The organism is Pseudonocardia bannensis (assembly GCF_012911875.1).
Taxonomy (GTDB): domain Bacteria; phylum Actinomycetota; class Actinomycetes; order Mycobacteriales; family Pseudonocardiaceae; genus Pseudonocardia; species Pseudonocardia bannensis.
In genome coordinates, this window is sequence record NZ_JAAXKZ010000008.1 from 17,425 (window position 1) to 39,783 (window position 22,359).

Annotated in this window: 20 protein-coding genes; 5 read left to right on the plus strand and 15 right to left on the minus strand. The window is 73.6% G+C overall.

What is annotated here, in order from left to right; all coding sequences use genetic code 11:
* Window positions 1–43 precede the first annotated feature (43 nt).
* Window positions 44–1,318 carry a multidrug effflux MFS transporter gene (locus HF519_RS03845; RefSeq protein WP_312859881.1) on the plus strand — a complete coding sequence of 425 codons (1,275 nt, stop codon included), beginning with the start codon at window positions 44–46 and terminating at the stop codon, window positions 1,316–1,318.
* A 114-nt stretch (window positions 1,319–1,432) separates the two neighbouring features.
* On the opposite strand, the gene yczE is transcribed toward HF519_RS03845, so the two are convergent.
* Complete coding sequence (gene yczE / locus HF519_RS03850; protein ID WP_169410221.1) at window positions 1,433–2,083, minus strand: membrane protein YczE; 651 nt, start codon at window positions 2,081–2,083, stop codon at window positions 1,433–1,435.
* Window positions 2,084–2,241: 158 nt separating this feature from the next.
* Here yczE and HF519_RS03855 point away from each other — a divergent pair, with 158 nt between their 5' ends.
* Complete coding sequence (locus tag HF519_RS03855) at window positions 2,242–4,095, plus strand: ABC transporter ATP-binding protein (protein WP_246242394.1); 1,854 nt, start codon at window positions 2,242–2,244, stop codon at window positions 4,093–4,095.
* Between the two features lie 479 nt (window positions 4,096–4,574).
* Window positions 4,575–5,984 (plus strand): selenium-binding protein SBP56-related protein, encoded by a 1,410-nt coding sequence (locus HF519_RS03860; RefSeq protein WP_169410223.1) that lies wholly within the window; start codon window positions 4,575–4,577, stop codon window positions 5,982–5,984.
* 18 nt (window positions 5,985–6,002) lie between these two features.
* Here HF519_RS03860 and HF519_RS03865 read toward each other — a convergent pair whose 3' ends face one another.
* The 7 genes from HF519_RS03865 to HF519_RS03895 form a co-directional block, all read right to left on the minus strand.
* Window positions 6,003–7,184 carry an MFS transporter gene (locus HF519_RS03865; protein WP_169410224.1) on the minus strand — a complete coding sequence of 394 codons (1,182 nt, stop codon included), beginning with the start codon at window positions 7,182–7,184 and terminating at the stop codon, window positions 6,003–6,005.
* Entirely contained in the window at window positions 7,181–7,396 is a 216-nt protein-coding gene (locus HF519_RS03870) for a 2Fe-2S iron-sulfur cluster-binding protein (protein ID WP_312859882.1), read from the minus strand. Before HF519_RS03870 ends, HF519_RS03865 begins: the two co-directional genes overlap by 4 nt.
* A 151-nt stretch (window positions 7,397–7,547) precedes the next feature.
* The gene (locus tag HF519_RS03875; protein WP_169410226.1) at window positions 7,548–8,957 is read right to left on the minus strand and encodes an MFS transporter; all 1,410 of its coding nucleotides are present in this window, start codon (window positions 8,955–8,957) and stop codon (window positions 7,548–7,550) included.
* Between the two features lie 88 nt (window positions 8,958–9,045).
* Window positions 9,046–10,062 (minus strand): 2Fe-2S iron-sulfur cluster-binding protein, encoded by a 1,017-nt coding sequence (locus HF519_RS03880; protein ID WP_169410227.1) that lies wholly within the window; start codon window positions 10,060–10,062, stop codon window positions 9,046–9,048.
* Window positions 10,062–11,078 (minus strand): PdxA family dehydrogenase, encoded by a 1,017-nt coding sequence (locus tag HF519_RS03885; RefSeq protein WP_169410228.1) that lies wholly within the window; start codon window positions 11,076–11,078, stop codon window positions 10,062–10,064. The genes HF519_RS03880 and HF519_RS03885 overlap by 1 nt, the downstream gene beginning before the upstream one ends.
* Window positions 11,075–11,554, minus strand: a complete 480-nt coding sequence (locus HF519_RS03890; protein WP_169410229.1) for an aromatic-ring-hydroxylating dioxygenase subunit beta — start codon at window positions 11,552–11,554, stop codon at window positions 11,075–11,077. Before HF519_RS03890 ends, HF519_RS03885 begins: the two co-directional genes overlap by 4 nt.
* On the minus strand, window positions 11,551–12,804 hold the full coding sequence (locus tag HF519_RS03895) for an aromatic ring-hydroxylating dioxygenase subunit alpha (protein ID WP_312859883.1): 1,254 nt from the start codon (window positions 12,802–12,804) through the stop codon (window positions 11,551–11,553). The genes HF519_RS03890 and HF519_RS03895 overlap by 4 nt, the downstream gene beginning before the upstream one ends.
* A 62-nt stretch (window positions 12,805–12,866) precedes the next feature.
* Here HF519_RS03895 and HF519_RS03900 point away from each other — a divergent pair, with 62 nt between their 5' ends.
* Window positions 12,867–13,691 carry an IclR family transcriptional regulator domain-containing protein gene (locus HF519_RS03900; RefSeq protein WP_312859884.1) on the plus strand — a complete coding sequence of 275 codons (825 nt, stop codon included), beginning with the start codon at window positions 12,867–12,869 and terminating at the stop codon, window positions 13,689–13,691.
* A 62-nt stretch (window positions 13,692–13,753) separates the two neighbouring features.
* Here HF519_RS03900 and alc read toward each other — a convergent pair whose 3' ends face one another.
* Genes alc through HF519_RS03930 form a run of 6 tightly spaced genes read right to left on the minus strand, consistent with a single transcriptional unit; the run spans window position 13,754 to window position 20,970 of the window.
* The gene (alc, locus tag HF519_RS03905) at window positions 13,754–14,818 is read right to left on the minus strand and encodes an allantoicase (protein ID WP_312859885.1); all 1,065 of its coding nucleotides are present in this window, start codon (window positions 14,816–14,818) and stop codon (window positions 13,754–13,756) included.
* Window position 14,819: 1 nt separating this feature from the next.
* Window positions 14,820–16,169, minus strand: coding sequence for an allantoinase AllB (gene allB, locus HF519_RS03910; RefSeq protein WP_169410232.1), 1,350 nt, complete (start codon window positions 16,167–16,169; stop codon window positions 14,820–14,822).
* Window positions 16,156–17,451, minus strand: coding sequence for a glycerate kinase (locus HF519_RS03915; RefSeq protein ID WP_169410233.1), 1,296 nt, complete (start codon window positions 17,449–17,451; stop codon window positions 16,156–16,158). The genes allB and HF519_RS03915 overlap by 14 nt, the downstream gene beginning before the upstream one ends.
* A gap of 2 nt (window positions 17,452–17,453) precedes the next feature.
* The gene (gene gcl, locus HF519_RS03920) at window positions 17,454–19,229 is read right to left on the minus strand and encodes a glyoxylate carboligase (protein WP_169410234.1); all 1,776 of its coding nucleotides are present in this window, start codon (window positions 19,227–19,229) and stop codon (window positions 17,454–17,456) included.
* Between the two features lie 14 nt (window positions 19,230–19,243).
* A complete protein-coding gene (locus HF519_RS03925) occupies window positions 19,244–20,155 on the minus strand; it encodes a 2-hydroxy-3-oxopropionate reductase (RefSeq protein ID WP_169410235.1) in 912 nt (303 codons plus the stop codon).
* Entirely contained in the window at window positions 20,152–20,970 is an 819-nt protein-coding gene (locus HF519_RS03930) for a hydroxypyruvate isomerase family protein (protein ID WP_169410236.1), read from the minus strand. Before HF519_RS03930 ends, HF519_RS03925 begins: the two co-directional genes overlap by 4 nt.
* A gap of 120 nt (window positions 20,971–21,090) precedes the next feature.
* Between HF519_RS03930 and HF519_RS03935 the strand changes: the two genes are divergently transcribed.
* Entirely contained in the window at window positions 21,091–21,885 is a 795-nt protein-coding gene (locus HF519_RS03935) for an IclR family transcriptional regulator (protein WP_312859890.1), read from the plus strand.
* A 91-nt stretch (window positions 21,886–21,976) separates the two neighbouring features.
* Here the strand turns inward: HF519_RS03935 and HF519_RS03940 are convergent, their stop codons facing one another.
* Complete coding sequence (locus tag HF519_RS03940; RefSeq protein ID WP_211169523.1) at window positions 21,977–22,345, minus strand: allophanate hydrolase-related protein; 369 nt, start codon at window positions 22,343–22,345, stop codon at window positions 21,977–21,979.
* Window positions 22,346–22,359: the final 14 nt, after the last annotated feature.

Sequence of the window (22,359 nt, forward strand, 5' to 3'; positions counted from 1 at the left end):
GGTGACAACGGGGTCCGTCCCGCACGAGCGAGGGGGAGGATCCGTGACGACCATCCAGGACCCGGCCGCACCGGCCACGACCGATGGTGACCTGATCGGGCGCGGGCAGCGGACGCGGCTCGCGCTGCTCCTGGGCGCGATCATCGCGCTCGGGCCGCTGACGATCGACATGTACCTGCCGGCGCTGCCGAGCATCACCGCCGACCTGCTGACGACCTCGGCGACGATCCAGCTGACCCTCACCGGGACCCTGATCGGCCTGGCCCTCGGTCAGCTCGTGGTCGGGCCGTTGTCCGACGCGCTCGGGCGGCGGCGACCGCTGCTGATCGGGACCGCGGTGCACGCGCTGGCGTCGGCGCTGATCATCGTCGCGCCCGACGTCGCCGTGCTCGGCGGGCTGCGCGTCCTGCAGGGTGCGGGCGCGGCCGCCGGGGCGGTGGTCGCGATGGCGATCGTGCGCGACCTGTTCACCGGCCGCGCCGCGGCCACCCTGCTCTCCCGCCTGATCCTGGTCATGGGTGCGGCGCCGGTGCTCGCCCCGACGCTCGGCGGCGAGTTGCTGCGCTGGACCCAGTGGCGGGGCGTCTTCGCCGCGCTCGCGGTCTACGGCCTGCTGCTCATCCCGCTCGCGGCGTGGGGACTGCGCGAGACGCTGCCGCCGGAGCGCCGCCGGTCCGCCGGCCTGCGCAACACCCTGCGCACCTACCGCGGCCTGCTGGGCGACCGGACCTTCGTCGGCCTGGTGCTGGTCGCCGGTCTGGCCATGGCCGGGCTGTTCGGCTACATCTCCGGATCGTCGTTCGTCTTCCAGGAGCAGTTCGGCCTCGACCAGCAGCAGTACGGGCTGGTCTTCGGCGCCGGCGCGATCTGGCTGATCGCCGCCACCCAGCTCAACCCCGCCCTGCTGCGCCGCTTCGAGCCACGGCAGATCCTCGTCGCCGCGATGAGCGGCGGCACGCTCGCCGGGCTCGTGCTGTTCGCGACGTCATCGACGGGGATCGGCGGGCTTGTCGGCCTGCTCGTCCCGCTGTGGTCGGTGCTGTTCGCGACCGGGCTGGTCCTGCCGAACGCCCCGGCACTCGCGCTGTCCCGGCACGGCGAGGCGGCCGGAACGGCTGCGGCACTGCTCGGCGCGGTGCAGTTCGGCGTGGGCGCGATCGTGTCCCCCATGGTCGGCGTCCTGGGCAACGACGCGCTGGCGATGGGCACGGTGGTCGCCGCCGCCATGGTGCTGGCACTCGTCGTGCTGTTCGCGGTGGTGCGCCCGAGCCGGCTCGGCGACCTCGACGACGCCGCAGCGGTCGCCGCCGCCCACTGAGTCCTCGCTCCGGGGTGCCCCCGGGACCACCGTGGTCACCGCGCCGAGGCCGACGCCACGGCTGCTCCGGACGGCACGGACGGCCGCGACGTCGCGCCCGGCGTGGTGCGCGGATCAGGCGGGCGGGCACGACGCCGGAGCGGCGGCTCGCTCCCGCACGACGAACACCGGCAGGAACAGCTGGGTGAGCGGGCCGATCGCCAGCGCGTAGAGCACCGTGCCGATCCCGACCGTGCCCCCGAGCAGGAAACCGGCGGTGAGCACGGTCAGCTCGATCCCGGTCCGGACCAGCCGGATCGACGCCCCGGTCCGGGCGGCCAGCCCGGTCATCAGCCCGTCACGCGGGCCGGGACCCAGCCGGGCGCCGATGTAGGCGGCCGACGCGACGCCGTTGAGCACGACCCCGCCGGCCATCAGGGTGATCCGGCCCGCGAGGCCCGACGGGGCGGGCAGCAGCGCCAGCGCCACATCGACCGCGAAGGCGATCACCACGACGTTGGCCACCGTCCCGACGCCGGGGCGCTGACGCAGCGGGACCCACAGCAGCAGCACCACCGCCCCGGTGACCGCGGTGATCGCGCCGAAGCTGAGCGGCGACCGGGTGGCCAGGCCCTCGTGCAGCACGTCCCACGGGTTCAGGCCGAGGGTGCCGCGCACCTGCATCGCCATGCTGGTGCCGTACAGGGCCAGCCCGGCGAGCAGCTGCGGCAGCCGGCGTGCGGGGGCGTGGGTGACGGGGAGCGGACGCAGGTCGATCGGGGCCATGGCTTCATCCTGCGGTGCGGTGGCCCCTGAGCCCATGGCCAATCGGGGACGGGTGGCATCCCGCCGGAATATCGTTGACCTCGATCCAGGTTCAGCTCCTACCGTCGTCTCCGACCGCCCCGGAAGGACGCAGGATGAACATGGACATGAGCGCCTGGATGGCGCTGCACAGCGCGAGCAACGCCCAGAACGGGGCGGGCCGGTTCTCCGCCGCTACGGCCCGCCGCGTCGCGCGCTTCGCGCGTCCGCACCGCCGCCGGCTCGCGGCGTTCCTGCTGCTCAGCGTGGTCGGCGCCGTGCTGGCGGTGGTGACCCCGGTGCTCGCGGGCCGGGTCGTCGACGCCATCGTCGGGGGCACCGCGGTCGGCGTCGTCGCCCAACTGGCGGGGCTCATCGCCGCCATCGCGGTGGCCGAGGCCGGGCTGGGCCTGCTCACCCGGTGGCAGTCGGCGAGTATCGGCGAGGGCCTGATCCTGCAGTTGCGCACCGCGGTCTTCGACCACGTGCAGCGGATGCCGATCGCGTTCTTCACCCGCACCCGAACCGGCGCCCTGGTCAGCCGGCTGAACAACGACGTCATCGGCGCGCAGCGCGCGTTCAGCGACACGCTGTCCGGGGTGGTCGGCAACCTCGTCACCCTCACCCTGACCCTCGTCGTGATGATCGGGATCTCCTGGCAGGTCACGTTGCTCGCGCTCCTGCTGCTGCCGGTTTTCGTGGTGCCGGCGCGCCGGATGGGTGGGCGGCTGGCCCGGCTGCAGCGCGAGGGCGCCGACCACAACGCGGCGATGAGCACGCAGATGACCGAGCGCTTCTCCGCCCCCGGGGCCACTCTGGTCAAGCTGTTCGGACGCCCGGCCGACGAGTCGGCCGAGTTCGCCGCCCGGGCCCGGCGGGTCCGAGACATCGGGGTCCGCACCGCGATGGTGCAGTGGGTGTTCATCACGGCGCTGACCCTCGTCTCGGCCCTGGCGCTGGCACTGGTCTACGGCCTGGGCGGGTTCTACGCGCTGCGCGGCGCGCTCGATCCCGGGGCCGTCGTCGCGCTGGCGCTGCTGCTCACCCGGCTCTACGCCCCGCTGACCGCGCTGGCCAGTGCCCGGGTCGACGTGATGAGTGCGCTGGTCAGCTTCGAACGGGTCTTCGAGGTGCTCGACCTCACGCCGTTGATCACCGATGCACCGGATGCCCGGCCGGTCCCCGACGGTCCGGTCTCGGTGGAGTTCGCGGGAGTCCGCTTCGGCTACCCGGCTGCGTCGGCGGTCTCGCTCGCCTCCCTGGAGGAGGTGGCGACGCTGGACACCCGCGGTGGGGTCGAGGTCCTGCACGACGTGTCGTTCCGCGCCGAGCCGGGACAGCTGGTGGCGCTGGTGGGGTCGTCGGGCGCGGGGAAGTCGACGATCGCGCAGTTGGTGCCGCGGCTCTACGACGTCGACGCCGGCGCGGTGCGACTGTCCGGCATCGACGTCCGGGACCTCTCGGCGGAGTCGCTGCGCGAGACGGTCGGGATGGTGACCCAGGACGGACACCTGTTCCACGATTCGATCCGGGCGAACCTGCTGCTGGCCCGGCCCTCGGCGACGGAGGACGAGCTGTGGGACGTACTGCGCCGGGCCCGGCTCGACGCCCTGATCACCGCCCTCCCCGAGGGCCTGGACACCGTCGTCGGCGAGCGCGGGTACCGGCTGTCCGGGGGTGAGCGCCAGCGGCTGACCATCGCCCGGGTGCTGCTGGCCCGGCCGCGGGTGCTGATCCTCGACGAGGCCACCGCGCACCTGGACTCGACGTCCGAGGCCCAGGTGCAGGCCGCACTGGCCGAGGCCCTCGACGGGCGGACCGCTGTCGTCATCGCCCACCGGCTCTCGACGATCCGGGCCGCGGACCTGATCCTGGTCGTCGAGGACGGGCGGATCGTGGAGCGCGGGACCCACGAGGTCCTGCTCGCCGCCGGCGGCCGGTACGCCGAACTGCACCGGACCCAGTTCGCCCAGCCCGACCCGGTGGCCGCCTGACCGCCCGCTCGCAGCGCGGCGACACCCCGACACGCGCACCGAACCACCGCGACTCGCGGGATGGTCACCTGCTCCCGTTCTCGGCGCCGGGGCGAAATGCGCGGAACCCGGTGGTGCGCAGCGTCGCGGATGGGAACAGAATGGTCACAGGGCGATCACGCGTCGCGCGCCGGTCCAAAGACGGACCGGCAACGTGGCCCCCACCCGTGGGCGACGAGTAGGTCTGGGCCCCGGCAGGCCGGACCTGAGCGGTCCCGTCGGCCGCACGCGGGGGCTGACGGTCCAGGGTCCGCACCGTCACCCCCCTTCAGGCGGTGCCGACCCATCCGGCCCCGCCGGCTGTGCCCGGCCGGCGGGGCGCACCGCATTCGGGGGACGGCACGAACCCCCGCTCGGCGGCCGACACGACCGGCGCCGCAGGCCAGGATGGGGCGGGTACCGACGGTCAGACACGCCCTCCCGGATGCCCGGAGCCAGCCATGACGAACCCGACGGACCCCACCTTCTACCGCAGCCCCGCGGAGGCCGCCGCCGCTCCGCCCGAGCGGCTGGCCTACGTGGTGGCCTTCGACCGCGCCGGGGAACGCCCCGACGCGCTGACCGTGGTCGACGTCGACCGCTCGTCGGACGGGTACGGGCAGGTCATCGGCTGGGCCGACCTGCCGACCCGCGGCGACGAGCTGCACCACTTCGGCTGGAACGCCTGCTCCAGCGCGCTGCTGCACGCCGGGCACGACCACGGCGACGACGGCCTGCAGCGCCGCTACCTGCTGCTGCCAGGGCTGCGCAGCTCCAACGTCCACGTCTACGACACGCAACCGGACCCGACCGCACCGCAGCTGGTCAAGACCATCACCGCGCAGGAGCTGGCGGACAAGGCCGGCTACTCCCGGCCGCACACCCTGCACTGCGGGCCGGACGGCATCTTCCTGTCGTGTCTCGGCGGGGCGAACGGGCAGGACGGGCCGGGCGGCATCGCGCTGCTCGACCACAACACCTTCGACGTGCTGCGGGCCTGGGAGACCGACCGCGGGCCGCAGTACCTGGCCTACGACGCCTGGTGGCACCTGACCCAGAACACGGCGGTCACCAGCGAGTGGGGCACCCCGTCGATGATCGAGGACGGGGTCGACCCGGAGCTGCTGCTCGGCAACAGGTACGGGCACACGCTGCACTTCTGGGACCTGGAGAAGGGCGTGCACCAGCAGGCCGTCGACCTCGGTCCGGAGCATCAGATGGTGCTGGAGCTGCGCCCCGCCCACGACCCGGAGGCGAGCCACGGTTTCGTCGGGGTCGTGGTGTCCACCGCGGACCTGTCCGCCTCGGTCTGGCGCTGGTACCGCGACGGCACCGGCTGGGCCGTGGAGAAGGTGATCACCATTCCGGCCGAGCCCGCCGACCCGGCCGACCTGCCACCCGCGCTGGCCCCGTTCGGGGCGGTGCCGCCGCTGGTCACCGACATCAACCTGTCGGTCGACGACCGGATGCTCTACGTCTCGTGCTTCGGCACCGGCGAGCTCAAGCAGTACGACGTGTCCGACCCCGCACACCCGCGCGAAGCCGGTTCGGTGCGCCTGGGCGGCATCGTGGGCCGCGCCGCGCACCCGGCCGAACCCGACCTGCCGCTGGCAGGAGGCCCGCAGATGGTCGAGGTCAGCCGCGACGGCCGCCGCGTCTACATGACCAACTCGCTGTACGGGTCGTGGGACGACCAGTTCTACCCCGACGGCGTCGGCGCCTGGATGGCGGAGATCGACGCCGACCCGGCGGGCGGTCTGACGGTCGATCCTGAGTTCTTCCCGCACGGTGACGCATTCCGCGGCCTGCGGGTCCACCAGGTGCGGCTGCAGGGCGGGGACGCCTCGTCGGACTCCTACTGCTACCGCTGACGCGGGGCCGGGGCGCGGTCACCGCGACGCGACGCGCCCCCAGACCACGATCACCAGCGCGGCGAGCAGGTAGACGATCGCGACGGCCGCCCAGACGGGGGCGAAGTGCACGCTGCCCTCCACCGCGTGGCCGAAGACGAACGGCCCGGCCGCGAAGCCTGCGTACAGCCCGAACGCGAGCACGCCCGAGGATCCGCCCACGGCGCCACCACGGGCACGGCGCACGACGGCGAGCATGACGACCGCGTTCGAGCCGAGCGCGGTCGCGCCGTGTACCAGCACCGCGGGCCACAGCAGCCACGACAGGTGCAGCGACTCCGCCGCCACCAGCAACAGCGCTCCGGCGGCCGCTGCGACCGCGAGGCCGAACAGCAGCGGGCGCTGCTCGTCGGAGCGGCCCGCGATCCGGGTCCACCCGATCCGCGCAGCGATGCCGGCGGCCCCGGCGACGGCCGCGGTGGCCCCGGCGAGGGTCACCCCGACCCCGAGCGAGTCGTGCGCGAACAGCGGCAGGTAGACGTTGGTGGCCTGCAGGGCCGACGCGGTGAGCACCGTGAACGCGAGCAGCCACCACACGTCAGCGGGAATCCGCCGGCGCGGTCCCCGTTCCGCCGGTCCGACCGGCACCGGGCGCGGTGGCACCGACCGGCGGACCAGAACCAGCCCCGCCGCGGCGAGCACGGCCGCGCATCCGGTCGCGACGCGCCACCCGGCGAGCGCGGCGATCCCGGGGAGCGCGGCGCCGGCGGCGAACTGCGCGAGCTGCACGCCGGACTGCTTGATCCCCACCAGCGGACCGAGTCGCTCGACCGGGACGTGCACCGAGACCAGCCGATTCGTGACCGGGTTGGACACCGACTGCGCCGCGCCCGAGACGATCGCGGCCGCGACCAGCCAGGCCACGCCGGACGCGGCGGAGACGAGCCCGAGCGCCAGCACCGCACCCGCCAGCACGAGCAACGTGACGAGACGCTCGGAGACCCGGTCGACGAGGCCCCCGCCCAGCAGCGCGCCCACCGCCGCCGCGACGAACGTGACCCCGGCCAAGGAGCCGAGCGCCGCCCGGGAGAGGCCGAGCTCGGTCACCAGCAGCGGCGACAGCGCGGTCACCGCGTAGAGCGCCAGCGGACCGGCGCCCATCGTCAGCACGAGCAGGAGCGCGAAACCCCGGGGCGGGGCCGGGGTCGCCAGGTCGGTCACAGGCCGAGCACCAGGCGGGCACTCCGGCAGCGACTCACACAGATCATCATCGTCTCCCCACGCTCACGTTCGGCCGCGGAGAGGATCCTGTCGTGGTGCTCGGGCTCCCCGTCGAGCACCCGGACCTCGCAGGTGCCGCAGAACCCCTCCTCGCACGAGGAGAGCACGTCGACCCCGGCGTCGCGCACGGCGTCGAGGACCGTCCGGTCCACGGCCGGCCCGTATCGCATCGCCCGACCGGGCCGGCGACGTCTGCTGCCGCCGGCCCTGTCCTGTCCGGACGGCTCCGCCGGGCCCGACGGGCCCCGGTCACCGGCCGGTGGGCGGTCGTGGGCCCGAATGCAACCGGCACCGGGACCCGGGTCACGCCCGTGCGCCGTCCTGGGATGCCACCGTCGTCGTGGCCGGCTCCACCGGGTCCGCCACCGCCGCGGTCCGGTTCTTCCGGGTCCCGTACCGGCGGCCGAGGAAGAGCACCGCCAGCCCGGCGACGAGCATCGGCACCGCCATCGCGTAGAACACCGCGCTCGCCGACCAGTTCGCGCCCAGCGCCGCGCCGATCACGATCGGGCCGAGGATGCCGCCGATCCGGCCGATGCCCAGCGCCCAGCCGACTCCGGTGGAGCGCATCGACGCCGGGTAGAACACCGCGGCCAGCGCGATCAGGCTCTTCTGACCGCCGCTGATGCAGCAGCCGGCGAAGAAGTTGGCGATGAGCAGGACCCAGAGCGGCGCGTTGAACGCGAGCCCGGTGAGGGCCACGAACACGAACCCGACCAGGTAGACCACGCCGAGGGTGCCGTAGGCCCCGAGCCGATCCATCGCCGGGCCGGTGACGAACGCGGCGGCGATGCCACCCACGGTGGTGAGCGTGGTCGCGGTGACGACCGTGCTCATGTCGTAGTCCAGCCCCGTCATGATCGTCGGCAGCCAGCTCTGCAGCGCGTAGAACTCCGCGAGGTTGATCGCGAAGATGAACCAGAGCAGCAGGGTGCCGAGCACCCGGTCGCGGGTGAACAGGCTGCTCAGTGCGGCGCGCCGGCCGCTGTCCTCGGCTTCCACGGCGAAGGTCGGCGCCTGCGCGGGAGCCAGCGAGCGGTCCATCCGGCGGAAGACCTGGTGGATGCGCTGCGGGTCGTGCCCCCGGCGGATCATGAACACCGGCGACTCGGGCAGGAAGCGCAGCAGCAGCGGGACCAGCGCGAGCGGCGCCAGCGCGCCGATCCAGAACATCGAGCGCCACCCGTAGACCGGGATCAGCCAGCCCGCGGCCAGCCCGGCGACGACGAAGCCCAGCGAGAAGCCGCAGTAGATGACCAGCACGAACGTGGCTCGCAGCCGCTTCGGGCTGAACTCCCCGGTCATGGCCACGCAGCTCGGTGCGGCCGCGCCCAGGCCCAGCCCGGTGAGGAACCGCAGCACCATCAGCTCGGTCACGCTCCCGGCCCAGACCGCGGCCAGCGTGCACACCCCGAACCCGATGGTGGCCACGACGATGACCCGCTTGTGCCCGAACCGGTCGGACAGCGGGGAGAGCACGAGGTAGCCGACCATCAATCCGACCAGCGCCGAGGAGAAGATCGGGCCGAGCACCTGCCGCGACAGGCCCCACTCCTCGGCGATGTGCGGGGCCATGTAGCTGATGGCCTGGGTGTCGAACCCGTCGATGAACATGACCAGTCCGCACAACGTGATCACGACGTACTGGAACGGGCTGACGCGCCGTTCGTCGACGAAGTCGGGCAACTGCAGGGGACGCGCTTGCAAGGACATCGATGACCTCACTCCCGGGTCGTCGGTGACCCCTGGTGTGGTGGGAAGGGAGAGGTGGATCAGCGCTGGGCCGTCTCCGGCCTGCGGATCAGGCGGGTACGACGGACGGGGCGTCCCCGGACGGGACGAACGCGTCGGAGAAGAACCGGTCGGCGGGCAGCCCGGCGCCGGCCGTGAACTCCGCGCGGGCCGCGGCGGTCATCGCGGGGTTGCCGCAGGCGTAGACCTCGTGGCCGCGCAGGTCGGGGTGGTCGGCGAGCACCGCACGGTGCACGGGGCCGTTGCGTCCGGCCCATTCGGTGTCGGGGTCGGACAGCACCGGGGTGAAGGTGAACCAGTCGTACCGCTGCGCCCACTGTGTGGCCAGGTCGGCGAGGTAGAGGTCCGCCCGCCGCCGGGCGCCCCAGTACAGGTGCAGCGGGCGGCCGTCGCCGCGCTTGCTCTGGTCCTCCACGATGGACTTGACCGGGGCGAAGCCCGTGCCGGTGGCCAGCAGCAGCACCGGGCGGTCGGAGTCGGGGTCGAGACAGAACTCGCCGAAGGGCAGCTCCACCTGCAGGGTGTCGCCCTTGGCCAGGCCGGAGAGGATCTCGCCGGAGAACCGGCCGCCGGGCACCCGGCGCACGTGCAGCAACGCGCCGTCGTTCTGGTGCGGCGGGTTGGCCATCGAGTAGTTGCGGGTGTCGCCGTCCGGCAGCGCCACCGTGAGGTACTGGCCGGCCCGGAACCTCGCGCGGACCCCGGTGGGGAACCGGAGCTGGACCACCGCGACGTCGTCGGCCGGGTGGGTGATCTTGTGGACCTTCGCCGTGACGGTCTTGCGGGCCGGCGGTTCCCGGCGGGCGATCCGTTGCGGGGCGATCTCGACGTCCGTCCGCGGCCGGGCCTGGCACAGCAGGACGCCGTCGGCCGGGCCCTCGAGCTCCCCGCGGCCGCGGACGTCGGCCGTACCGGCGCTCAGCCCGCCCTCGCAGGTCGAGCACACGCCCTTGCGGCAGGAGTACGGCATCGTGAACCCGGCCCGCTCGGCGGCGTCGAGCACGGACTCGCCGGGCTCGCATCCGAACACGATCTCGGTCCCCGCGACGCGGACGTCGTGGGCCATCAGGACACCTCCACAGGTTGGGGGGCTCGCACGCCGCCGACCAGGCGCACCGCGCGGAGCACGGCCTCCGGGTCGGCCACGCCGCGCCCGGCGATGTCGAAGGCGGCGCCGTGGCCGACGCTCGAGAACGCCAGGCCCGCGCCGATGGACAGGGCCGCGGCGGTCCGGCCGGCGAGCAGCTTGACCGGGATGTGCCCCTGGTCGTGGTACATCGCGACGAACGCGTCGAACCCGTCGCGGCGGTCGGGCCCGAGCAGCAGGTCGGCGCCGAGCGGGCCGGTCGCGTCGATCCCGTCGCGGCGCAGCGCGGCGACGGCCGGGGCGGTGACCCGCTCGTCGTCGTCGCCGAACAGGCCGCCCTCACCGGCGTGCGGGTTGATCCCGCACACGCCGATGCGGGGCGCGAGGACCCCCGCGGCGGCCAGGAAGTCCGCCGCGGCCCGCGCGGCCGCCTCGACCAGGTCCGGGGTGAGCCGGTCCAGCGCGTCGCCCAGGCGTTCGTGCAGGGTCGCGTGCACGATCCGCAGTCCGCCCCCGACCAGCATCAGGAAGACCCGGTCGCGCGTGACCCCGGAGAGCTCGGCGAGCAGCCCCGGGTAGCCGTCGAACGGGATGCCCGCCGCGTTGACCGCGGTCTCCGAGTGCGGGCACGCCACGATCGCCCGGCCCCTGCCCCGCGCCGCGGCGTCCACCGCGGCCGCGAGGTAGGCGACGGTCGCCGCGCCGGCCTCGGCGCTGACCGTCCCGGGAAGGAACTCACCGGGCGGCAGCGCCGCGACGGGCAGCAGGTCCAGGACCCCGGACCGCGGTTCCGCGGAACCGTCGGTGTGGCGGATCCGCAGCCCGGCCCGCACCGCGTGCGGCTCGACGACCTCGTGGTCACCCACCACGACGGGAGCCAGGTCCGGCTCGTCGGTCAGCGCCGCGGCTGCCTTGACCGCCACCTCGGGGCCGATGCCGTTCGGGTCGCCGACGGTGAGCAGCACCCGCGGCCGCAGTGGTGCCGCCGCGGTCACAGCGGCAGCGCCAGCAGGGTGTCGATCCGCGAGCTGTCGCAGACGACGACGCGCTCGGCGAGCAGCACGGCGTCGCCGTCGACGAGGTAGCGGTCGAGGTAGCGGCCCGAGGCGAACAGGTCGGTGGTCCCGTCGCGCATGATGCGGACGACCAGGAACGGCGTCTCGCACCGCACGCCCTCGCCGTCCTCGCCGTCGGAGTCCAGGATGAACGGCTGGCCCAGGATGTGCCGGTAGCTGTGCCGCTCGTAGATGTTGGCCTCGCGCAGCGCCGACACCCGGTCGGTGAGCATGCCCCGGGTGTCGGCCCAGATGAGGCCCGCCTCCAGGCCCTCGCGGTGGTTGTCGGCGGTGGTGACGGTGTAGAAGCACTTCTCGGTGAAGAAGTCCGGCCACTCCTCGAGCCGGTCCGAGTCGATGCAGCGGGCGTAGGCGGCCTGGGCCTGGGCGATCAGCCGGAAGACGTCCCCGCTCATGCCTGCACCTCCGGACGGATCCCCATCCCCGCGAGGTAGGCCTTCCAGAAGCCCCGGATCGACGCCTCGGTCACCCGGCTCTCGCTCGACTCGGCGGCCGCGCCCCCCATCTCGAGCACCGCGGCCTCGTCGGAGGCGCCGGCGACCCCGCGCTGCACGAAACCGCCCACGCAGCCGTCCTCCATGGAGATGTAGCCGGCCGAACCGACCAGGTTGGCCTGCTTCAGCCGGACCTTGCGCTGCTCCGGGGTGTCCTCCTCGAACCCGAGGAGCGTCCAGTTCAGCTGGGTGCTCTCGACCCCGCGGGGCAGGATCTGGCGGACCGCGACCGAGTTCTGGATCTGCTGCAGCACGAAGGCGGGAAAGGTCGACAGGATCTGCAGCGTGGTGTCGTCGCCGACCTCACTGAACCCCTCGAGCAGTGACGGGTCGGCGAGCCGGTAGCCGCTGTCGGAGCGGATGTTCTGCTCGGAGTAGGCGGCGTCGCGCTCGGCCTCGCGGTCGATCGCGGAGTAGCTGACGTGGTGCCCGCCGTCCTCGCTGACGATGATCGCGCCGCGCTGGGACAGCCGGTTGATCTCGAACGTCGTGAAGAACAGGTGCAGGATGCTCGCGTGGTAGGAGTCCTTGACGTTCTCCACGTAGAGCTTCCAGTTGTTGGGCAGCATCTGGGTGAAACGGCCGAGGACCACGGGCGTGCGCCCGCCCAGCACCCGCTCGATACGACCCATGATCTCGTCACCGAGGTAGTCCTCGATGTCGTCGACGTCGTCGGAGAAGCTGCCGAACACCAGGCCGTGCACGACCGCGAGGCGTAGCTTGCGCGGGCCGTGGGCCTCCATGCAGAACGACTCGGGCATCCCGCCCTTGCCCTTGATGCCGTCCTTGAACGCCACCCCGGTCAGGTCGCCCTGCAGGTTGTAGGTCCAGGCGTGGTAGACGCAGGTGAAGTCCTTGGCGGTGCCCTTGTCGTCGAGGGCGAGCAGCGCGCCGCGGTGGGCGCAGCGGTTCTCGAACGCGTAGAGCTCGCCGTCGGCGTCCCGGGCGACGATCACCGGGGTGTCGCCGACGAAGCTGGTCCGGAACTGCCCGGGTGAGCTGACCTCCACCTCCAGGCACAGGTAGCTCCAGTACGGGCCGCGGAAGAGCTTCTCCTGCTCCGCGGCGTAGACGTCTTCCCGCTGGAAGGCCCAGTAGGGGATCCGGGTCAGGCCGTCGGGCCAGTCCGGAAGCTCGGTCGTGCTCGTCACCACGCCTCCTCGCGCCGGTGCGCTCCCTTGACGGGAGCCGAAAGTGTTCGTATAACGAACTCGTGTCTATTTCTCGAACAGTAGAGCGGTACGGTTCGGACGGTGTCAAGGACTCGCCGGGATCCGCCGCTCCCGCGCGCGCCCCCGAGGGCATGGCCGGGCTGGCCAAGGGGCTGGCCGTCATCGAGGCCTTCGGGGAGACGTCGTCGCAGCTCACGGTGGCCGAGGCGGCCCGGCTGACGGACGTCACCCGGGCCGCGGCGAGGCGCTGCCTGCTGACGCTCACCGAGCTCGGATATCTGACCCACGACGGCAAGTACTTCCGCCCCACGCCGCGGATGCTGCGGCTCGGCGGGGCCTATCTCGACACCGCGTCGTTGCCCGCACTCGCACAGCCGCATCTCGTCGCCGCGCGGGATGCGCTCGCCGAGTCGGTGTCGCTGGCGGTGTGGGAGGACGGCTGGTCGGTGTTCGTCGCCCGCGCCGAGGCCGAGCGGATCGTCTCCACCGGGGTGCGGGTGGGCGCGCGACTGCCGGGGCACTGCTCGGCGACCGGGCGGGTGCTGCTCGCCGAGCTGCCGGACGAGGCGGTGGCCGGGTTCCTGACCCGGAGCCGACCGGAGCGGCGCACCGCGAAGACGCTGGTCGACCCCGCCGAGATCACCCGGGCGGTCGAGGCCGCCCGCGCCGACGGGTTCGCGATGAGCGACGAGGAGCTCGAGCTCGGGATGCGGGCGATGGCCGTCCCGGTCCTCGACACCCGCGGGCGCACGGTCGCGGCGATGAGCGTCAGCGCGTCGAGCGCCCGGGTCACCGTCGAGGAGATGCGCCGCGACTTCCTTCCGGTCCTGCTCGATCAGGCCACCCGCCTGGGCCGAATGCTGTGACCACCCCCATCAGCGCCCCCGCTCCAGCGCGTCATGGCTCCACAACACGGTCAGGGGTGGGGTCAGGAGCTCGGCTCCTGATCGGGAATCGCCGCGCGGTGGGGGGCGGGTAGGGCCGCCCACCAGCGGCGGGCCAGGGCGGCGTGCGCGTCCGGCGTGATCGTGCCGTGCACGCGCAGCCGGGTGAGCCCACCGTCGGGGTAGACGTCCAGGCGCACATGGGTGGCCGGCCGGGTGTCGTGGACGAGGTAGTGGTGCCGGGTGTCGGGCTGCACGCGCGTGCGGGGCACGGCGTCCCACCACGACGCGGGGTCGTCGAGATCGCCCTTGGCCTCGTCCGCCGCCGACACCTTCACCCAGCCCGGCGCGTTGCCGACGAAGTAGGACGTGTCGACCTCGACGCGGGCGAGCTCCCCCGCGGCGACCAGCCGGAACGTCGCGAAGTCGTTCCCGGGGCCGCGGCGCCGGGCGTTCTCCCAGCCCTCGCCCATGATCCGCGCCCGGCCGGGGGCGATCAGGTTGACCGGCGACGAGTAGAACGCGTCCGAGCAGGCGAGGAGGGTCCCGCCGTTCTCCAGCGCGGCCAGGTCGACCGTCCCGTGCAGCAGTCGCGGATCGGGCAGCACCTCGCCGTGCACGCGCAGCCGGGCCACGCCACCGTCGGGGTAGATGGAGAGCCGGACGTGGGTCCAGCGGCGCCGGTCGGCCACCGGGTAGAGGTTGGCGGTGTCACCGCGCGCCTCGGTCCTCGCGACCAGGGTCTCCCAGCCGGCCTGCCGCAGCTCCTCGGGCGAGGGGTAGCCCTCCACCGAGGTGGCCTCGACCGACACGTGCGGCGGGTAGTTCCCGCGGAAGAACGCGGTGTCGACGACGACGCCGTACACCACCCCGGCCGCGCCCAGCCGGACCACGGCCTCGTCGTGGCCGGGCTCGCGACGCCGGCGGGTCTCCCAGCCGTCGTAGACCTTGCCCTTGTGCCCGAAGCTCTCGGCCGAGAACGTCGGTGCCTCCGGGCGGATGAGGTTCTCCCGCTCGGCGAACAGCTCGTCGTTGGCCCAGACCACGCTGCCGCCCAGGTGCCGCGAGGCGAGGTCGGGCAGTTCGGTGAACGACGCGTCGGTCGGCACGTCAGGCTCCTTCCCGGGTGAGCAACCGGCCGTGCGGCGCGCGGCCGTCGACCGGGACACCCCGCAGCCAGGTGCCACGGACCGCGCCGTGCAGCGTCCGGCCGGCATAGGGGGTCACCGGGTGGCGGTGGTGCAGGGTCGTGGGGTCGACGACGAACTCCGCGTCGGGGGCGAACGCGACGAGGTCCGCGTCGCAGCCGGCGGCGATCCGTCCCTTGCCGGTGAGCCCGGCGATCTCCGCGGGCCGGGTGCACATCCAGCGCGCCACGTCGGCGAGGCCGTGCCCGCGCCGCCGCGCCTCGGTCCACACGGCCGGCAGCCCCACCTGCAGGGACGCGATGCCGCCCCACGCGAGGCCGAAGTCGCCGGAGTCGAACCGCTTGAGCTCGGGTGTGCAGGGCGAGTGGTCGGAGACGACGCAGTCGATGGTGCCGTCGGCCAGGCCCGCCCAGAGCGACTCCCGGTTGGCCGCCTCCCGGATCGGCGGGCAGCACTTGAACCGGGTCGCGCCGTCGGGGATCTCCTCGGCGCTGAAGGTCAGGTAGTGCGGGCAGGTCTCGACGGTGAGCGCGACACCCTCCACACGCGCGGCCGCGATCGTCGGGAGGGCGTCCGAACTGGACAGGTGCAGCACGTGCACCCGGGCGCCGCTGCGCCGCGCCCGATCGACGACCTGGTCGATCGCCAGGTTCTCCGCGCGACGGGGCCGGGACCGCAGGAAGTCGGCGTAGGCCGGACCGTGCGCGGCCGGGGCCTGCTCGACCGCGCCGCAGTCCTCGGCGTGCACGATCAGCAGGCTGTCCAGGGCGTGGACCTCCCGCAGCGCCTCGGTGAGGCCACCCGGGTCCAGCGGCGGGAACTCCGCCACCCCCGACGGCAGCAGGAAGCACTTGAAGCCGAACACCCCGGCCTCGTGCAACGGGGCGAGCTTGCCGACGTTCGCCGGCACGGCACCGCCCCAGAAGCCGACGTCGACGTGGACCTGGTCGGCGGCTGCGGCCCGCTTGACCTGCAGCGCGTCCGGGTCGACGGTCGGTGGGACGGAGTTCAGCGGCATGTCCAGCAGCGTGGTCACCCCGCCGGCCGCGGCGGCCCGGGTGGCGGTGGCGAAACCCTCCCACTCGGTCCGGCCCGGCTCGTTGACGTGCACGTGGGTGTCGACGAGCCCGGGCAGCAGCACCTCGTCGTCGGCGAGTTCGATGCTGCTCGCCGCGGCCGGGGCGTTGTCGAACGGTTCGATCGCGACGATGCGTCCGCCGTCCACCGCGACGCAGGCGGGGCGCATCCCCTCGGCCGTGAGCACCCGGCGGGCACGGACGGTGAGGTCGAGCACGGGGTCAGGAGCGGTCATCGACGGGGCTCCTTCCCGCGCCGTCGCCACCGCCCGGGACAGGGGCACCGGTGGGCCGGCCGTGGCCGGCAGCGGAGCCGGCTCGCTCCACGTCGGGCCCGGGTGGGGCGGTGCGCTCCTGTCGTGGGCCGGCGGGCGCGTCCGCCCCCGCCGCACCGGAGCCGGGCGCGAGCCGGTCGACGGCGATCCGTTCGCCGACCTGGACCAACAGCCCAGCCGCCTCGCTCATGCACCGGCGAGGATCGGGCTGCAACGAGGTCAGCGGGTAGGCCGCGATGATCCCGGCGGCGCGCAGCCGGTCGTGGTCGAGCAGGCAGCGGCCGGCCACCGCCACCACCGGGACCCCCGCCGCCGCAGCGGCCCGGGCCACGCCGACCGGCGCCTTGCCGTGCAGGCTCTGCTCGTCGAGGGACCCCTCCCCGGTCACGACCAGGTCGGCGCCCGCGACGGCACCCGCGAATCCGACGAGATCGAGCATCAGCCCGATGCCGGGGCGGATCTCCGCGCCGAGCACGGCCATCGCGGCGAAGGCGCACCCGCCTGCGGCCCCGGCCCCGGGAGCCCCGGCGAGGTCGCGGCCGGTCACGGCGGCCACCACGCTCGCCCAGCGCTCCAGGCCCTGCCCGAGCACCGCGACGTCCGCCTCCGACGCGCCCTTCTGCGGCCCGTACACCGCGGCGGTCCCGCCCGCGCCGAGCAGCGGGTTGTCCACATCGGAGGCGACCACGACGTCCACGCCGGCGAGACCGGAGTGCAGCCCGGCCAGGTCCAGCGCGGCCAGCTCGCGCAGCGCGGCCCCGCCGTCGGGCAGCGGCGCGCCGCGGGCGTCGAGCAGGCGGGCGCCGAGCGCGCGGAGCAGCCCGGCGCCGCCGTCGGTGGACGCGCTGCCGCCGACGGCCAGCACCACCCGCCGGGCGCCGTGCTCGACGGCGTGGCGCACCACCGTGCCCAGCCCGGCGGTCGTCGCGGTCAGCGGCGCGGGCCTCCCCGCGGGCAGCCGGCGCAGCCCCACCACGTCGGCGAGCTCGACCAGCGCGGTCCCGTCGCGCACCGCGTAGGTCGCCCGTACCGGCTCCCCCGTAGGCCCGGTCGCGTCGACCGGCACCGGCGACCACCCGGCCGCCAGCGCCGCGTCGACGGTGCCCTCCCCGCCGTCCGCGACCGGCGTGCACACCACCTCCACGCCCGGGTCGCCGCGGCGCAGCCCGTCGGCCACCGCCGCCGCGACCTCGGGTGCGGACAGCGAGCCCTTGAACTTGTCCGGGGCGACGACGACGCGCACGGCTAGTCCAGCAGGGCGATCGCGGTCGGCGCGTGCGCGCCGATGGTGGCCGGTTCCTCGAACTCGGCGACGGCGTCGATCTCGGTGCCCATCGATATGTTGGTGACCCGCTCCAGCATCACCTCGACGACCACCGGCACGCCGTGCTCGGCCATCAGCTTCTTGGCGTCGGAGAACGCGCCCTGCAGCGCATCGGGCTCGATCACCCGGATCGCCTTGCAGCCCAGGCCCTCCGCCACCTTGACGTGGTCGACGCCGTACCCGCCGACCTCGGGTGAGTTGATGTTGTCGAAGGCCAGCTGCACGCAGTAGTCCATGTCGAACCCGCGCTGCGCCTGCCGGATCAGGCCCAGGTAGGCGTTGTTCACCACGACGTGGATGTAGGGCAGGTGGAACTGGGCGCCGACGGCCAGCTCCTCGATCATGAACTGGAAGTCGTAGTCGCCGGACAACGCCACCACCGTGGCGCCGGGGTCGGCGACGCACACGCCGAGCGTGGCCGGGATCGTCCAGCCCAGTGGGCCGGCCTGGCCGCAGTTGATCCAGTGCCGCGGTGCGTAGACGTGCAGGAACTGCGCCGCGGCGATCTGGGAGAGCCCGATCGTGCTGACATAGCGGACGTCGCGGCCGAAGGCCCGGTTCATCTCCTCGTACACCCGCTGCGGCTTGATCGGCATGTCGTCGAAGTGGGTGCGCCGCTGCATCGTCCGGCGACGCTCGCGGCACGAGGCCACCCACTCGGCGCGGTCGGGCAGCCGGCCGGCGGCCCGCCGCTCCCGGGCCACTTCGACGAACAGCTCCAGCGCCGCGTGGGCGTCGGACACGATGCCGTAGTCGGGGGCGAACACCCGGCCGATCTGGGTCGGCTCGATGTCGACGTGGACGAACGTCCGCCCGGCCCGGTAGGTGTCCAGCCCGCCGGTGTGCCGGTTGGCCCACCGGTTGCCGATGCCGAGCACGAAGTCCGAGGCCAGCATCGTCGCGTTGCCGTAGCGGTGCGCGGTCTGCAGCCCGACCATCCCGGCCATCAACCGGTGGTCGTCCGGGATGGCGCCCCAGCCCATCAGCGTGGGCACGACCGGCGCCTCGACGAGCTCGGCGAACTCGACCAGCAGGTCGGCCGCGTCGGCGCCCACGATCCCGCCGCCGGCGACGATCAGCGGGCGGTCCGCCCGCTCGAGCATGTCCAGTGCCTTGTCGATCTGTGCCCGGGTCGCGGCGGGCCGGTAGACCGGCAGCGGCGCGTAGGTGTCCGGGTCGAAGTCGATCTCGGCGAGCTGGACGTCGAAGGGCAGGTCGATCAGCACCGGTCCCGGGCGGCCGGACCGCATCAGGTGGAAGGCCTGCTGGAACGCTCCGGGCACCTGGGCCGGTTCCAGGACCGTCATCGCCATCTTGGTGACAGGGGCGGCGATCGACGCGATGTCGACGGCCTGGAAGTCCTCCTTGTGCAACCGGGCCACCGGCGCCTGCCCGGTGAGGCACAGGATGGGGATCGAGTCGGCCCAGGCCGAGTACAGCCCGGTGATCATGTCGGTGCCGGCGGGCCCGGAGGTGCCGACGCAGACACCGATGTTCCCGGCGGCGGCGCGGGTGTAGCCCTCCGCCATGTGCGAGGCCCCCTCGACGTGCCGCGCGAGCACGTGGTCGATGCCGCCGTGGCGGCGCATCGCCGCGTAGAAGGGGTTGATCGCCGCTCCGGGCAGGCCGAACGCGTGCCGGATGCCCTCGCGGTCGAGGATCGCGACGGCCGCATCGATGGCGCTCATCCGAGGCATGGGCGTGCTCCTTCTCAGCTGGGAGGGCCGGCCGACCGGCCGGAGAGCTGCTCGACGAGGGTGAGCAGGGCGGAGTGGTCGAGGCCGCCGTCACCCCGCGCCTTCAGCGACGCCATGAGCTGGGCGACGAGCGCCCCGAGGGGGATCACCACACCGGCCTCGCGGGCGGCGGCGGTGAGGATGCCGAGGTCCTTGTCGTGCAGTTCGACGCGGAAGCCCGGGGTGAAGTCGCGGGCGAGCATCGTGTGGCCCTTACGGTCGAGCACGGTGCTGCCCGCGAGGCCGCCCGCCAGCACCTCGACGGCGGCCGCGGTGTTCACACCGTGCGCCTCGAGGAAGACGACGGCCTCGGCGACGAGCGCGATGTTGCCGGCCACGATGAGCTGGTTGGCCGCCTTGACGGTCTGCCCGGAGCCGTGCGGGCCGACGTGCACGATGGTGCGTCCGACGGCTTCCAGGACCGGCCGGGCGGCCTCGACGTCGGCGGCATCCCCGCCGACCATGATCGAGAGGGTGCCCTCCACCGCGCCCGGCTCGCCGCCGCTGACCGGGGCGTCGAGGACCCGGACGCCGCGCTCGCGGCCGGCCTCGGCGAGGCGGCGGGCGACGTCGGGGCGGATCGTGCTGGCGTCGATGTGCAGGGTGCCGGGCCGCGCGTTCGCGTAGATCCCGTCCGCACCCGTCCCGTCCTGGCCCAGCGCGACCGCCTCGACGTCCGGGGAGTCGGGCAGCATGGTGATCACGACGTCGGCCACGCGGACCGCCTCGGCCACGCTGCCGGCGCCGTGGCCACCCGCGTCCTGCAGCCGGCGCACCGGCTCGGGGCTGCGGTTGTAGCCCACGACGCGGTGACCCGCCTTGATCAGGTTGGCGGCCATCGGGCCGCCCATGATGCCGAGGCCGATGACGGCGACGGTGGTGGTCATGCCCTTCTCCTCTCCCGGGGCAGCCAGTCGAATGCGCCGGCGCTCGCGCCGGACGGCCTGTACTCCAGCCCGACCCAGCCGCCGTAGCCGGCGCGTTCCAGGTCGGTCAGCCAGCGGTCCAGCGGCAGCTCGCCGGTCCCGGGTTCGTTGCGGCCGGGGGCATCGGCGATCTGGACGTGGCCGACCGCGTCGGCGTGCTCGGCGATGGCCCGGTCGACGTCGTCGCCGTTAGTGGCCAGGTGGTACAGGTCGCAGAGGAACGCCACGTGGGACGCGCCCGCGGCGCGCACCCGGTCGACGACCGCGACGGCGTCCGCGGCGGTGCGCAGCGGGTAGGGCTTCGGGCCGCTCAACGGTTCGATCAGGACGGTCGCGCCGATCCGGGCGGCCGCGGCGGCGGCCTCGACGAGGTTCTGCGTGGCGAGCTCGTCCTGCTCCTGGGGGGAGACGTCCTCGGCCCGGTTGCCGTACAGCGCGTTGAACGCGCTCACCCCGAGCTGCTCCCCGATGCCCACGGCGACCGCGAGGTTGTCCAGGAACTGGGCGGACCGCTTGGGCAGCGACAGCACGCCGCAGTCGGCGCCGGCCAGGTCGCCGGCGAAGAAGTTGAGCCCCACCAGCTGCACGCCGGCGTCGCGGACCGCACCGACGAAGGCGTCGACCTCGCGGTCGGCGGGCACCGGCTCCTCGGGCCACGGCCACCAGAACTCGACGGCGTCGAACCCGGCCGCGCGGGCGGCCCCGGGGCGCTCCAGCAGCGGCAGTTCGGTGAACAGGATCGAGCAGTTGACCTCGTACCTGAGCTGATGAGGCATGCTCCCACTTCCGTCATTCGGAAAGCTCATTCTGCAATATGGAAGAGACTAGGATCGGGGTCGTAGACCGTCAAGAGGCGCGCCGGAGTCCCTGCTGGTAGTTTTCGCTTCGTGGAAGAAATCATCCGTGAGGCGGAGGAGTCGCGGCCCGCGAAGGTGCGCGACGTCAACAGCGTGCAGTCGGTGGACCGCGCGCTCGACCTGCTCGAGCTGATGGTCTCGGCCGGCGGGACCCTGGGGCTGTCCGAGCTGGCCGCCCGCTCCGGGCTGCCGCTGCCGACCATCCACCGGCTGGTCCGCACCATGGTCAACCGCGGCTACCTGCGTCAGGAGCCGTCGCGTCGCTACGCGCTCGGGCCGCGCCTGATCCCGCTCGGAGACGCGGCCGGGCGGATGCTCGGCACCTGGGCCCGGCCCCACCTCGACGCGCTGGTCCAGCAGGTGGGCGAGACCGCCAACCTCGCCATGCTCGAGGGCGATTCGGTCGTCTACGTCGCGCAGGTGCCCTCCCCGCACTCGATGCGGATGTTCACCGAGGTCGGCCGCCGCGTGCTGCCGCACTGCACCGGCGTGGGCAAGGCACTGCTGTCCACGCTCCCGGCAGACGAGATCCGCCAGATCGTCCGGCGCACCGGCATGCCCGCACAGACCGAGAAGACGATCACCACCCCGGACGACCTGCTGACCGAGCTCGGACGGATCCGGGAACGCGGCTACGCGATCGACGACGGCGAGCAGGAGATGGGCGTGCGCTGCGTCGCCGTCCCGGTCGGCGACTCCCCGCTGCCGGTGGCCATCTCCGTGTCCGGGCCGTCCGGACGGCTGACCACCGAGCGGGTGGCCGACGTCGGCCGGCTGCTGCTGCGGTCCGCGGACGAGCTGGCGGTCGCCCTGCGGGCGGAATCGCCGGCCTGACCCCGCTCGGCCGGTCATCGAGAACGGCATTGCGGTGGAGGTCCGGGCGGAGAACCGCGGTAACGCCGTTCTCGGTGTACGTCCGTCGTGGTCAACGGCCCTCCTTGTAGTCGCGCCACGATCCGGTCTCGGAGATGTCCGTGAGCGTCGGCGCGGCCCGATACACCCGGCGCAGCACCATCGCCAGGGCCCCCGAGCCGTCCTCGAGCTCGATGACGCCGAGCTCGAGGCCGTCGGGCTCGCCGGGCAGCAGCACCTCGCGCAGCTGCTCGTAGGGCATGTCGTAGACCTCGCCCACCACCCGTGCGCCACCGTCCCCGACGTACTCCAGGGCCGGGTACGCGTCGGCGACGGCGTGAAATCGGTACCTCGGCGCCGTCCGGGTCTTGGCGACCAGCGGGGCGTCACCGACCAGATGATGATCGGCCCCGCCGGCCATCGCCGTGCCGTTGAGGAACATCCTGGGCACCGCCG

What these genes read in the sequence shown, in the direction of transcription:
- gcl (WP_169410234.1), bottom strand. Translation starts at nt 19,229, where the DNA reads ATGCCTCGGATGAGCGCCATCGATGCGGCCGTCGCGATCCTCGACCGC.
- HF519_RS03890 (WP_169410229.1), bottom strand. Translation starts at nt 11,554, where the DNA reads ATGAGCGGGGACGTCTTCCGGCTGATCGCCCAGGCCCAGGCCGCCTAC.
- HF519_RS03930 (WP_169410236.1), bottom strand. Translation starts at nt 20,970, where the DNA reads ATGCCTCATCAGCTCAGGTACGAGGTCAACTGCTCGATCCTGTTCACC.
- HF519_RS03925 (WP_169410235.1), bottom strand. Translation starts at nt 20,155, where the DNA reads ATGACCACCACCGTCGCCGTCATCGGCCTCGGCATCATGGGCGGCCCG.
- HF519_RS03855 (WP_246242394.1), top strand. Translation starts at nt 2,242, where the DNA reads ATGGCGCTGCACAGCGCGAGCAACGCCCAGAACGGGGCGGGCCGGTTC.
- HF519_RS03875 (WP_169410226.1), bottom strand. Translation starts at nt 8,957, where the DNA reads ATGTCCTTGCAAGCGCGTCCCCTGCAGTTGCCCGACTTCGTCGACGAA.
- HF519_RS03880 (WP_169410227.1), bottom strand. Translation starts at nt 10,062, where the DNA reads ATGGCCCACGACGTCCGCGTCGCGGGGACCGAGATCGTGTTCGGATGC.
- HF519_RS03940 (WP_211169523.1), bottom strand. Translation starts at nt 22,345, where the DNA reads ATGTTCCTCAACGGCACGGCGATGGCCGGCGGGGCCGATCATCATCTG.
- yczE (WP_169410221.1), bottom strand. Translation starts at nt 2,083, where the DNA reads ATGGCCCCGATCGACCTGCGTCCGCTCCCCGTCACCCACGCCCCCGCA.
- allB (WP_169410232.1), bottom strand. Translation starts at nt 16,169, where the DNA reads ATGACCGCTCCTGACCCCGTGCTCGACCTCACCGTCCGTGCCCGCCGG.
- HF519_RS03860 (WP_169410223.1), top strand. Translation starts at nt 4,575, where the DNA reads ATGACGAACCCGACGGACCCCACCTTCTACCGCAGCCCCGCGGAGGCC.